6 protein-coding genes are annotated in these 13,716 nt (G+C 42.5%); 1 reads left to right on the plus strand and 5 read right to left on the minus strand.

All coding sequences use genetic code 11. The annotated features are described in order from the left end of the window. Positions 1-606: 606 nt before the first annotated feature. The 3 genes from IDJ77_RS04770 to IDJ77_RS04780 form a co-directional block, all read right to left on the minus strand. Positions 607-4,806: a hybrid sensor histidine kinase/response regulator transcription factor gene (locus IDJ77_RS04770; RefSeq protein ID WP_191187788.1), complete on the minus strand. Its 4,200-nt coding sequence runs from the start codon at positions 4,804-4,806 to the stop codon at positions 607-609. A gap of 272 nt (positions 4,807-5,078) precedes the next feature. Then, positions 5,079-6,758, minus strand: a complete 1,680-nt coding sequence (locus IDJ77_RS04775; protein WP_191187789.1) for a cellulase family glycosylhydrolase — start codon at positions 6,756-6,758, stop codon at positions 5,079-5,081. A 140-nt stretch (positions 6,759-6,898) separates the two neighbouring features. Then, positions 6,899-9,268: a glycoside hydrolase family 31 protein gene (locus IDJ77_RS04780; RefSeq protein WP_191187790.1), complete on the minus strand. Its 2,370-nt coding sequence runs from the start codon at positions 9,266-9,268 to the stop codon at positions 6,899-6,901. A 382-nt stretch (positions 9,269-9,650) separates the two neighbouring features. Between IDJ77_RS04780 and IDJ77_RS04785 the strand changes: the two genes are divergently transcribed. Further along, the gene (locus IDJ77_RS04785) at positions 9,651-10,211 is read left to right on the plus strand and encodes a Crp/Fnr family transcriptional regulator (protein WP_191187791.1); all 561 of its coding nucleotides are present in this window, start codon (positions 9,651-9,653) and stop codon (positions 10,209-10,211) included. 85 nt (positions 10,212-10,296) lie between these two features. On the opposite strand, the gene IDJ77_RS04790 is transcribed toward IDJ77_RS04785, so the two are convergent. Both IDJ77_RS04790 and IDJ77_RS04795 read right to left on the minus strand, forming a co-directional pair. Continuing rightward, positions 10,297-11,841, minus strand: a complete 1,545-nt coding sequence (locus tag IDJ77_RS04790) for a carboxylesterase/lipase family protein (RefSeq protein ID WP_191187792.1) — start codon at positions 11,839-11,841, stop codon at positions 10,297-10,299. Positions 11,842-12,099: 258 nt separating this feature from the next. Further along, positions 12,100-13,644: a RagB/SusD family nutrient uptake outer membrane protein gene (locus IDJ77_RS04795; protein WP_224750963.1), complete on the minus strand. Its 1,545-nt coding sequence runs from the start codon at positions 13,642-13,644 to the stop codon at positions 12,100-12,102. Positions 13,645-13,716: the final 72 nt, after the last annotated feature.

Raw genomic sequence — 13,716 nt, forward strand, 5'->3', positions numbered from 1 at the left:
TGGTAGAACATAGTTCATAAGCAAATCTTAAACAGACAACTTTGAGCCTATATTCTAAGGGATGAAACTATGATAACTAAAAAAAGGAGGGGTGGCAGAGTTGAGTAAAAATATAGACCAAATGTTCAATCAATCACAATAAGCTTTAAATGAGGATATTAAATACATATTCAATATCCTTTAATGCATTATATGGCTATGGAAATTTTAGAAATAATATAGTAGGCAGACTTCCGGGGACTATGCTTCTTTGTACCATCTGCTAATAATCAGCACCTACAACCAATGGCCAACTTACCTTAAACTATCCTTTTGGGGCACGGTGGGAAATCGCTTTTAGCATTTTTACAGGCATATTCAGTAAAGATTCGTTTAAAATCACACGTGTTCGGGCTTGTTCGGGCTGTTCGCGCCCCGTGCCGAACGCGAACAAGCCTGAAAAGCAATTGAAATTATTGCCAAAATCCGTACTGTTAGTCGTTCTGTTTTAAAAGCGATGTCCCTTTTGGAGCACGGTGGCGATGCTTTAGACAGAAGAAATATTGAGATATTTGCCGCCTTTGTTACTCATTTCCCTGAGTGTTTTATTGCAAAACCATCGGGACGTTACCCCTCTCCGCCTTCCGCCTGGGATAGTTTCTTTTGGCGAATAGAAGTGATATAGGCAGAAGGAAGCGTATTATACTCTTCCTTAAATAATTTTGTAAAATATTTGGGGGTGTTAAAGCCCACTTCGTAGCAGATCTGACTAATGGTCATCTGGCTGTTCTCGAGCAGATATACTGCTTTTTTCAGCCTTATGGAACGGATAAATTCAACGGGTGATTTACCGGTAAGCATTAACACTTTATTATAAAGCGACCCACGGCTCATATTCATCTGGCGGCTTAATTCTTCTACCGACAGGCTATCGTTTACAATATTAAGTTCTATATATTCAACTATACTCCTTAACAGTTTCTCATCTTCATTTTGCAATGGCATTTCCTGCAGTTGCACGTCCATTTGCTTTTTGTATGTGCGTTTATAGGTATCCCGTAGTGTAAGGATGTTTTTGATCTTTGAAAGAAGTATCTCGAAATTAAATGGTTTTGTCATGTAATCATTCGCACCAATTTCCAAACCTTTCACTTGTTCTGCCTCACCCGTCAGGGCGGTGAGCAAAATAAGGGGTATGTGCGATGTGCGTTTATCATTTTTTAATTTTTGGCACAATTCAATTCCAGTCATCTCCGGCATGCTGATATCGCTTACAATGATATCCGGATGTTGCGAAAGGGCTTTTTGCCAGCCTTCTCTGCCGTTTGAGGCTTCGATTAAAAAAAATATGTCCTTTAAATTATCTTTCAAATAAAAACGAAAATCGTCATTATCTTCCACCAAAAGAACGACCGGTATTTTGTTTGTACGCTCCTGTTTGGCAGTAGCTTTACTTTCAAGATGGAGAACGTCAGCCAGATTTTCATGGTCTGCTTCTTCGTCTACCAACGTAACAATTTGCTTGTCGGCAGAAATAGTTACCGGCAGTTTGATAATAAAACTGCTGCCATGGTCCGGCTCACTTTCAACAGTTATTTCCCCTCCGTGCATCTTCACAAACTCCCGTGTTATGGCAAGACCTATGCCGCTGCCCTGGTTGATCATCGATGCGGGAATATCGTTCTGAAAAAACCGCTCGAAAATTTTACTTTGCTTTTCCAGCGGAATACCTATCCCGGTATCAATTACTTTAATCTCCAGACAGGCGTCGCTACATGCCCCCTTTTCTGCATTAAGCAGTACGCTCACCTGGCCGCCGGTAGAGGTGAATTTAAAGGCGTTGGATATCAGGTTAAACAATATCCTTTCTATCTTATCATGATCGAAGCTGGTAAACATCGATTCAACGGTAGTATCAAATACAAAATCGATCTTTTTTTCTTCGGCAATATCTGTAAATGACAGGCTCACCTCGCTAATGAACCTGATTATATCTCCTGGTCTGCTGTGCAATTTCAATTCCTGAACTTCCATCTTACGGAAATCCAGCAATTGGTTTACCAGGTTTAATAATCGCCTGGCATTTTTTCGTATCATGTTCAGCTGTTGGTTCTGTTCCGGGTCGGCACGGGTAAGCATTTTATCTACCGGCGCCATGATCAATGATAGCGGCGTTCTGAACTCGTGACTTACATTTGTTAAAAATTTGGTTTTCAGTTGATCGAGCTCCTGCATACGCCTAACTTCCTGGCGCTCCTGCTCAATTATTTGTTTTGCTTCCTGTTTTTCTTTTTCTGCTACAAATTCTCTTCTTATTTTTTGTATCCCTCTTCGCCGTATAAGCAAAAGAATACTAAGAAACAGTACCAGGTAAATGATATAAGCGAGCGTAGATTCCCAAAATGGCGGCAGTACTTTGATCCTTAGCGAAATTTGATCCGGGTTCCACACTCCCTCTGAATTAGAGGCCCGCACCTTAAAAACATAATCGCCCTGATCCAGGTTGGTATAGCTTGCCTTTCGTATTCTGTTATCTGCGTTTACCCATCCTTTGTCGAACCCCTGCAGCATATATTGATGTTTAACGTTACCGGGATTCAAAAAATCAAGGGCTGCAAACTCTATAGAAAATACATTTTCGCTGTGATTAAGCGTAATATCATGGGTTACAGCTATAGCTTTCGACAGCACTACATGGCCGTTAATGTCCTCATTGGCTGTTACACTTTTATTGAACAGTTGAAAATCGGTAAAAACCAGTTGGAGCTTATTTGTTACGGGTTCTATACTTGCCGGATCAAAAATATTAAAGCCATTACCACCCCCAAATATCAGTTCACCGTTGCGTGTTTTCAAAGCGGAGTTTATATTAAATTCCCGGCCCTGCAAACCATCCATTTCGTCGAAGTTTTCGAAGTGAAAAGTAAAAGCTTTAGCTATTGGTGTTAGGGTAATGCGGCTTAGTCCGTTCGACGTGCTCAACCACATCGCTCCCTTGCTATCCTCCACTATATTTAATATTGAATTAGCGGGAAGCCCGTTTTTTTTTGTCAATGTGGTGAAAGTATTTGTTTTAGGGTTCAGAATACTCAATCCGCCCGCTGTAGCTATCCACATTAAACCGCGGCTATCCTCGTTAATACTGCTTACGTTATTATCTATTAAACTATTGGGGGCTTCTCCATTTGAGGTATAATGGATCACCCGCCCGTTATTTTTTAATATAACATCTACCCCCAAATATCCCCCAATCCATATATTCCCTTTTTTATCCTCAAAAATTGATGATACCATTGGGGACCTTATATCGGATTGTTTAAAAGGATGATAAAATGTTTTTTTCGATCGGTCAAAAATCTCAAGGCCGCCCTCAAAGGTCCCTATCCATAAACGGTTTGAAGAATCTTCCAGAATGCTCCATACCCTATCATCAGCAATACTGTTGGCAGATTTGTCATCGTGTTTGTAATGGATAAAGGTTTTCCCGTCAAAACAATCCAGGCCGCCAAAATAGGTACCGATCCATAATTTTTGGTCATGATCAATACATAAATCAACAATAATGTCATTACTTAAGCTATTCGGGTTCCCGGCATCGTGCTTATACTGTGTAAACTTACCCGTTTTCCGGTTAAAGTAAATCAGGCCTCCTCCGTTGGTGCCAATCCACAGATTTCCGAGTTTGTCTTCAACAAATTTGTCAACATCTTCAAAACTCAAGCTGCCGGGGTCTGAGGCAAAGTGTTTGTAAAGCGGAAATTTAATAATGTTTTTATGATAATAACTTATTCCCTTTTTAAAGGTGAAAGCCCAAATAATACCAAAGTTATCCTTATAGAGTGATACACTATTCTGCTTTAATGATTGGGCATCGTCTTCCCGGTTTAGCAGCGTGGTAATTTCAAATTTCTTTTTATCCAGCACACTGATACCGCCATGGTCGGTAGCGATCCATATACGCCCATCGTCGGCCTGTATGATATTGTTGATGAGGTTCGCCTTTAACCTTGGCCCCGGCGATTCTTTATCAATATGCCGGAAAGTATCTGTTGACGGCTTATAATAATATACACCCAACTCAACATATGACCCGTAAAACCAAAGATCGTTATCGCGGTCGATAATTAAAGAGTACTGACCGTTTTTACTCTTTGCTATCTTACTAAAAACATCTGTGTGGTAGGTGATTTTATCGGCCTTAATATCCAACGTTTCAACTGTGCCGTTGCTGTATACTATCCATATATTACGTTTACTATCAACGGTGATATCTGTAATGGAATTTGAATATAAAGATGGGTTGGAACTATTGTGATGGTAATAGTGTTTTGTTTGCTTACTTAGGGTATTATATCGGTAGATACCTGAGTCTGGAGACAAAAACCAAAAATCCACAGCACTGGTTTGCATTATTTTAGTGACCGACAGATTAACCGGAAGTTTTAAAGGACGCAACAACAATGACATATCATCATTGAACTGCTCTGTATCAGGATCATAAAAACAAAACCCGCTACGCGTTGATATCCATAGTTTTTTGTTAGGGCCTTCAAAAACCCTATATATAAAATCGCCTTTTATGGAGTTTTTATTATTAACATCATGCCTAAATACCTTAAACGTATAACCATCAAATCTATTAAGACCAGATGCAGTCCCAAACCAGATAAAGCCCCCCGAATCTTTGAATACGGAGTTAACCTGGTTATGTGACAGCCCGTTACTTACATCGAGTTGTGAAAACCGGTACTGACTGCTTTGCCCTAACGAATTATTACATGCAAAAATTAACGTAACCGCAAGAAGATAATAAAATTTTATTTGCATCGGAATATCATTGGAAAGCACAAATCCACCAGGTTAACTTTTTAAAGTCAGTACACTAAGGTAGTATAAATGTTACATAACTACACATTCGTACTTAATAAAGCATGCATTTTTCAATTTTATACGAAGCCTTCAGCAGGTGAGTTATTAAATAAAAAATGCGTCCGGCTCTCAACCCGGAACGCATTCACTTGCATTTTAATCAACTAACTATTTACGAACGCTTAAATGCCGTTAAAGCAGGTTTGCAGCGAGCTTTTAGCAAATTATCTTTATATTTTTACAAAAGCCCATTGCTGGTTTTTGCCGCCCATGTAATCCCATTGATATACAGTGCCACCATTGTGGAGCGAATATCCTGAAACATCCAGGGCCTTTCCGCTATTTACGTTGATGATCTTATAGTATCCATTGTCGGTGGCCTGAATGAGCCATTTTTGATTATTTCCACCTGTATAATCCCACAGATCTGCCTGGCCACCGTTAGCACCAAACCAGCCATACATTTCCAAACACTTTCCGTTGGCATGCATAGGCGTTAACCTGTAGTAGCCCCCTCCGGCATCTTCCACTTTAAATTGCTGGTTTGCTCCTGCTAAGTAATCCCATTGATCTGCCGATGTTTGATTGGCAGCACCCCAGCCGGCAAATTCTAAAGCTTTAAAACTATTTCTATTGAAGATCTGATATACACTTCCAACCTGAATTCCCGGGGATGCGGCAGTTTGCGTTCCTTGCACAAGCGCGGCTAATTGCTGCTGATCGCTTACTGCATATGTTGACCTGTCGATGATCGACCCTGTGTCCCAAAGAAATGGAAGGATACCGTTTGCCAATGCCTGGTGCGTGAGGTAATTATACCAGTACGCCCTGGAAGCAACATGCAGATCATAGGCGTCGCCCGTAAGGGAAGATCTGCGCCCTGCCGCAAATTCTCCCAGTACAACCGGGATGCCATGGTCAACAAACTTCGTTTTCATCGATTGAAAATATCCATTGAGGTCAGCCTCTTCGCCATAGGTTGCATTGCGGGTAGGATCGGTGGAGGAGTGATACCCCGAACCCCAATAATAAAACATGTTTCCCCATGATGCATCTCCTTCCATCAAACAGAAATTATAGGGGGTGTAGTAATGAACTTCAACCATCAATTTATCGGCCACCCAATCTGAAGGCATTGTGTTCATCAGATTGTTTGTTTTTGAAATATCAGTATCAGGGCCTTGCACAACAAGAGTCCTGTACCTGTTACGCCCACCGGTTACCCTAACCGCATCGATGAAAGTTTGATGATAAGAAAGTAGAACGCTCATTTGTGTAGCATCCGCAACGCCAGGTTCATTAGTACTGGCAAAAAGCAAATGTTCGTCAAAACCACGCAATTTTGTTGCAATTTGTTCCCAAAGGGCCTTTTGTTTGGCGTTAACGGCCGGCTGTTGTGCAACTGTACAATTCTGCTGCAGCCACCCGCCGTCCCAATGTATATTTAATATCACATACAAACCGTCGTTAACGCAGTATTGTACTACCTGCTGCACACGATTAAGCCAGGCCGGGTCTATTTGTTCGGTTGCCGGATCTATGATATGTGAATAATCCCATTGGCAAGGAATCCGTATAGCTGTAAAGCCCTTTTGTTTTACCTTGTCGACGAACGCCTGGGTGATCATGGGCGCTCCCCATCCCTGTTCATCATTAGGGGCCTCCATTGTGTTGCCGATATTAAATCCTAACTGTATCCTTGATGCGATTTGAACCGCCGTACTGGATACTCCTGATTGATCGGGCGGAAGTGGTGAAAGGTTGTAGCTTGGATAGCTGGTTGCCATTAATGAATTACTGATCGCGGTTTTAATTAACGGTTTAACAGGCGGGGCGGCAATTTCCTGTTTGCGGCACCCCGACGCCACCAGCATGATGACGATACCGAAAAAATAGTTTAAGTTTCTCATATTGAAGGTAAAATTGGTTTCTTGTGAAAAGCCTACAACGAGAACGCGCCAGCATTACGGATGTAACATATTTACTGAGTTGCCTAATCAGATAATCGGCTGCATCCGGGTACATCCATAATGCCTGTAGTGTGGTTATGTTATAATTTCACCACTACCGCACTTCCGTTATATACTACACTTTTATCAGTTTTAATAGCTTCCAACGGCCCAGATCCGTGCTTGCCATTAACCAAAACAACGTTGAATGTACGTTGCCTCAAAGCACCCGGGAAACTCCCTTTGGTACCGGAAATACTTAGTTTTCTCTGTTTGTCGTTCCAGGTTAATGAAAAGGTGGTATACATGCCTTTTTCATAATTGTAGTTGTCATTTTCGTCCTCATAAAAGGTAAACCGCCCATCGGCACCCGGGTAAATGCGCAACTCAATAACTTTATTTTTTACCTGTGTAGCGTATTCAACGTCAGGCCCCATTGGAACGATAGAGCCGGCGCGCACATACAATGGCATCATGTCTATTGGTGCATCCGCATCAATATATTTACCTCCTGATAGCTTTTCGCCCGTCCAGAAATTATACCATAAATCAGACCCGGGTAAATAAACATTTCTTGTTGTTCCGCCTTTGGCTGTCACGGGGTTCACCAAAAATGCGGGGCCAAACATGTACTGGTCGGGTATTTTATAAACGTTGGCATCATTCCGGAAGTCAAATGCGAGCGAACGCATCATAGTATAATTTTCCAGGGTGGTTTTTGCTCCAAGAGAATATATATATGGAAGCAGGCGATAACGAAGTTTATCGAATTTCATAAGTATGGCGCGGGTATCTTCATCCCAGTTTTTCGAAAATATCGCCCGCTCACCCTTGCCGTGGATCCGCATAATGGGGCAAAAGGTACCAAACTGGAACCAACGGGTAAACAGCTCCCTGAATTCCGGTTTCGACCAATCCGGCGCGGTCCAGTTGTAATGGTATCCGCCGATATCCGACGTCCAGTAGGGTATACCGGATGTGCAGGCATTAATGCCCTGGGGTACCTGTACTTTAAAAGATTCAAAAGAACAGGAGATATCGGATGACCAAAGTGTGCCGGCATTTCGCTGCTCGCCTGCAAAGGATTGCCTGAGTAAGAAAAAGGCCCTTTTATTCGGAATATCTCTGCGCCAGCCCTTATATAAGCCTGTAGAATGCTGTAATGCATAGGTATTAAAGTAATCGATCCCCTTCCCTGTCCAGAAATCGCTTTTGCGCCGCTCATCTAACAGTGCGCCGTTATCAGGTTCGCATTGGTCAACCCACCATGCATCCCAGTCGTATCTTTTAACCAGGCTGTCGCGTGCCATGTCCCAATATAATTCGCGCGCTTTGGGGTTATGGGCATCATAATAGGTATCGAAGGTGTGCGTAACAACATTGTCCCAGGTAATACTGGTTAATCCACCCATTTTTTTCAAAGTGTCAAAGTTCCTTGTTCCTTTACCAAATACGGGCCAAATGGATATCATTGCATGGATGTTTGCCTTGTGTAATTCGTCAACCATCTTTTTAGGATCGGGATAACGGGCCGGGTTCATTACGTGTACCCCTATCGGGAATGGATCCCAATAATACCAATCCTGCACAATGACATCTACAGGAATATGATTACTGCGGTATTTATCTTTAACAGAAAGCACTTCGTCCTGGCTCATATACCTATCCTGCGACTGGAACAACCCAAATGCCCATTTAGGAAACATGGGGGCCTTGCCGGTAGCCGTGCGATACGAATTGATGATCTGATCGAAACCGGGGCCGTAGAAAAAATAATAATCAACCTCCCTCCCACTTTCAGATACATATTTGAATTTGGTATTGCCTTCTTCAGCGCCATAAAAGTTGGATGCCGAATAATTATCCCACATCAGGCCATAACCCCTGGTAGATAATAATACCGGTATTGCGCCCGTCAGGTACTTGATGGCCATATCCTGGTTTCGGCCTTTGTAGTTGATGGCACCCGTATCAACCGGGTGGCAGCCCAGGCCAAAAAGTGCCTCGTTTTTTGGCGAATTGAACCGGGTGCTTATATTCCAGGTGTTTATGCCCGCAATGGTAGCCGGTGTAATGCTTTTCTCATCCTCAGAAGTAATCTCTTTGCCGTTAAGGTCGGCATAGGTTATGGCATTGGTGGTTTTGTTAATTAGTACTTTTAACCTGGCAGTTGTGATAACAACCTGGTCTTTATTGTCCCGTACATCAAAAACGGTGTGCCCCCATTTTTTATTGACAATGAGTGAGGATTTGTTGCTGAAACTGTTAAACGTGGTGTATTTAACTTCAATGATATCATCCTTACAAACGGCGATATACATTAAGCCTTTATCCAGCTTAAATAGCAATCCGTTTGCATCTTTTTTATACGATATAACAGATGCCTTTACAGATATGCTTATGAAAAGCAAAAACAAAGAGGTCATTAGCTTGAAGCGACCCTGCTTCAGCACTTGTGTTTTATTCAACATGAATATAGGTTTATCTAATTGGTAATAAATTACATTTTGTTCCCGGCTATAAAATGATAGCTGATAAAGCCGTCCCTGCATAAATGCCGGTACTTTCGCTTCCTATCCGAAGACAAAGAAACTACTATCTCTTTTTTTAAAATGCTATCAGGTTTATTGATCGGGCTGGCCAAAAATATAGACCGGAAAAGTGGATGAAGGGGTACAAAAGTGAATAAATAGGGCACGAAATGTTCAAATTGACGAAATTTCCCGTGCCCTGGGTAAAGGGGTGAACCTGGCTTGGACATTTTTAATCTCATGGGCAAACGCACAGATAAACTTATACATATATGGTATATTTGCCTTTCAATTACTTAGTTAAGATCCCTTTAAAGAGTATATGGAATTGACCCGGTATATAAACACTAAAATAAAGCTTAGTGCAGAGGAACGCAGCGTAATTGACGCCGCCTTCAAACGGGAATTTTATTCCAAAGGGACTATATTGGCAGAACCCAGCAACCGTTCTCAAAAAGTTCATTTTATTGAAAAAGGAATGATCCGGACATTTTATAACAAAGACGGGAAAGATATCACTCATTTCTTCTTTGACGAAAATGCCTTTACCATGTCGTTAGAGAGTAACTATTTTAATAAAACAGACCCTTATGGCAGGGAGGTCCTTGAAGACACTACATTAAGGACTATACACTTTAAGGAATTTAATGATTTATTTAACAATATCGACGTATTCAAAGGATTCTTTTTTATGGTATCGATAGAGACTTTAAAACGATTTTCGGACAAACTTTTTTCGTTGCAATTTCAAACTGCGGAGCAACGCTATAAGTCGATGACAGATAATTATTCAAATATTTTATTGCGGGTCCCCCTTGGGCATATTGCTTCCTATTTAGGGATTACGCAACAAACCCTGAGTGTTATAAGGGCTCAGAAATGATTTTTTTATTAAACAGCACCCGTTAAAGTTTAAAATAGCGGATACATTACATAAAGCCATTTACATTAGTTTATAATACAGATTTTTATTTAAGCCCGGTTTCGCCATCAGGCGAACGCCTCCATTTGAAATAACCATCCAACACCTTTAACGCTGCGGCACCCGGTACGGGGCCGGTATGTGCGGTTTGTGAGAAGTACATTACAATAGGGTGAGAATCGTCAAAAGCGGGCCATTTAGGCTCTCCGGCACCGTTTGGGTCGCCATACTTCGCAAAATTTGTCCAATACGTACCCATCGTATCTGAAATATACAAGTCTGTTTTAGTGGTTTGCGGGCTTGAAGCATTAAGTGTCCCAAATACATAAGCTACTTCCTGCCCATGGGCCGATCCATATCCTGCAAGGGGCGAACCCTCCGGATAATCAGGGTGCTGATCAAAATAATAATAAAAAACCTTCGATTTACCCTTTGACTGTAACCTTGCCCAACTCCAGGTATGCCAACCAAACGCGGCATCCCGCATTAGGTCGCGGGCGGTTTTTGCAACATTAACTGCGCCGGCAGGATAAACTTTAATAAGTTCATCAGCAAATTTGCCATATCGGTCTTTTACCGCGGCAACATAATCTTCCGGAGTTTTTGGAGGTGAGAAACTGGCACCCTCATCGGAATTATAACCTACCAGGACAGGGGTTTCGTTATATTTACCTTCCTCGTAGCGCTTATATTGGTCGCCCGATATAACCCAGCCGTCTATAATAGGCCATGCTAATCCGCGTATCGCTGGTAGCTTATCTGCATCAACCTTTCGCAAATCAGCAATCGAAGTAAAGCCGGCGTCTTTAACATACGCTGCACCTGCGGCTTCCGCATAAGGCAAGCTTTTCATATTTTCGCCCGGAAATGTTGTAGTACGCGTAGGCCCAAATGAACCGCCGCTTTGAGAGATTGCACCATGGAAAAGGCCTTTTGCCAAAGGGCTTGCGCATAACATACTTACCGCTATACCACCTGCCGATTCACCAAAAATTGTAACTTTATCAGGATCACCGCCAAAAGCGGCGATGTTCTCCCTGATCCATTTAAGGGCCGCGATCATGTCCAGCAGACCATAGTTTCCCGAAACATGATTAGGGTTCTCGGCGCTAAGTTCAGGGTGCGCTAAAAATCCAAGTTGTCCTACCCTGTAGGCGATGCTTACCAACACCACACCTTTTTTTGCCAGCTTCATTCCGTTATAAGATGGTTCAGCCGTTCCCCCAAAGTTAAAAGCACCGCCATATATCCACACCAGCACCGGTATTTTGTCCGCCGGCGACCTTGCGGGTGTCCAAACGTTCAGATACAGGCAATCTTCGCTTTTTCCAGAAACGGGGTTGCCACCCTGCATAGGTTCGGGAGCAAATTTATCAGCCTGCCGAACATCATCCCATTTTGCAGCGGGTCGCGGAGCGCGCCAGCGCAGTTCTCCTACCGGGGGTATTGCAAAAGGAATGCCTTTATAAATGGTCAGGCCATTTTCAGTAGTCCCCTGTAACAACCCTTCTTTCACCCTAACAGGAGAAGGTTGAGCTTGCATAAATGGAGCAGTAAGCAATAAAGCAAGCAATAAGATTAGATGTCTCATAAATATTATCGGTATTGGCTTACCAAAGCTACGTTAAATGATTGATTTTGAAATCCCTAATTATGATAACCAGCCTTTTTGGGATCGTTAATGGGCATTGCTTTATCAGTACTTCCATATAGGCCACGAGGTTGTTTGGCCGTTTTCTTAAGCGGATGACCTGAAAACAAGTTTTTGAATAGGTATATAATAAGTTTTAAATAAAAAGGGCCTGCGACACTACTGCCACAGGCCCTTTATAAATTACATTATTGTATATTAATTCCAGTCTCCCGAAATATCGGCAGCAACTGCAGAATTAGCATTCTTTTCCGCTAAAGGTATTGGAAACAGTAAGTTTTTGTCCTGAAAGGGCTGTGTACCATCCTCAATTTGCCTTTCAGAATTTATTGTTTGCTTTGCAATACCCCAACGTATTAAGTCAAAATAACGGCTTTGTTCGCCGGTTAGCTCTAACTGCCTTTCACGCATTAAGATGCTCATTGCATTTGCCTGGCTACCCAACGAGGGATAAAGCAGAGCGTTAACACTTGGCCTGCTGCGCACCTTGTTAATTAAGGCCAATGGCTCGGCACCGGTATTACCCTGCTGTATATAACTTTCTGCCAGCATAAGCAATACATCGGCATAGCGTATTACCTGGCCGTTTATACCGCTTTGCGGCCCGCCAAAAGACGATTGTTTGTTATAATATTCATATTTAAGCCATGCGTACCCTTTTGAAGCATAGGGATAAGCTATAGGCGGCACTCCGGGGGTACATTGCTGGCAATACTGTGTTTGCCCGCCACTTGCAGCATCGCCATAAAAGGTGAAGGCTGCGCGGGGATCTACGTAATTCACAGCAGGGGTAACTGGGTTAGGATAGGTAAAAGCCTTAACAGCGGTTGTAGTTACAAGTACGTTATTCCAATCATTCCAGCCGTATTCCTGCGCACGGTCGGAGTGTGTTGCTTTGCCTCCCCAGGTTTCCTGGCCTCCGAAAACGTAATATTGGTTACCTACGCCCCAGTCTGTCCATTTCTGGTTCATCACCTGGAAAATGGTTTCAGGATTTAGAGCCGGATTATTCTGGTTGGGATCATCAAAAAGATCATTATAAACCGGCGCAAGCGAATAACTAAAAGGCGCCTGGGTTAACTTAGTAAGTTCGGTTTGTGCCAATGCCCATTTTTTCTCATATAAATAAGATTTACCCAAAAGTGCCACCGCAGCACCTTGTGTAGCACGTCCGTAGCTTTCAGAAGCAGAATAGGAAACCGGAAGGCCAGCTTCAGCATCTTTCAAATCCTTTTCAATAAATGCCCATACATCGGCAACAGGCGATCTGCCAAGGTTAATATCTGCAGGCGTTGGCAAGGTTATATACTTGGTACGGAGTGGTACCCGGCCATACAAATTAACTAATTGAAAATAAGCATAGGCCCGCAGGAATTTGGTCTCGGCAATATATTGCGTTTGATGCGTTGCCTCTATAGGTTTATTCGGATCCGGCTTCCATACCTGCGCACGATCAATAACCACATTGGCGCGCGCTATTATCTGATATAATGCCGACCATATTTGCCCCATTTGATTCTGATCCGGACCGTAGTTATACTGGGCCAATTGCAGAAGATCACCTACCAGGGGCTGATTATTTTTGGCATCATAGCCAAGCAAATCAAAAGTAAAATACCACTCGCGTGCCCACATACCGTTGTGCAGCAAACCCGCGTAAGTGGCCACAACGGCCTCGTTTAAAGCAGCATCGCTGGTGAAATACGTGTCAGAAGTGTACGCACTTTTATTAATTAAACTCAAATCTTTTTTACACCCTATTGAGAGAGCCAACAACGCTCCCGTCATAAAGAATTTTATATATTTTTTCATCAT

The organism is Mucilaginibacter pankratovii, assembly GCF_014773265.1.
GTDB lineage: Bacteria > Bacteroidota > Bacteroidia > Sphingobacteriales > Sphingobacteriaceae > Mucilaginibacter > Mucilaginibacter pankratovii.

Coding starts and splice junctions, on each gene's coding strand:
- IDJ77_RS04775 (WP_191187789.1), bottom strand. CDS start 6,758: ATGAGAAACTTAAACTATTTTTTCGGTATCGTCATCATGCTGGTGGCG.
- IDJ77_RS04785 (WP_191187791.1), top strand. CDS start 9,651: ATGGAATTGACCCGGTATATAAACACTAAAATAAAGCTTAGTGCAGAG.
- IDJ77_RS04790 (WP_191187792.1), bottom strand. CDS start 11,841: ATGAGACATCTAATCTTATTGCTTGCTTTATTGCTTACTGCTCCATTT.
- IDJ77_RS04780 (WP_191187790.1), bottom strand. CDS start 9,268: ATGTTGAATAAAACACAAGTGCTGAAGCAGGGTCGCTTCAAGCTAATG.
- IDJ77_RS04770 (WP_191187788.1), bottom strand. CDS start 4,806: ATGCAAATAAAATTTTATTATCTTCTTGCGGTTACGTTAATTTTTGCA.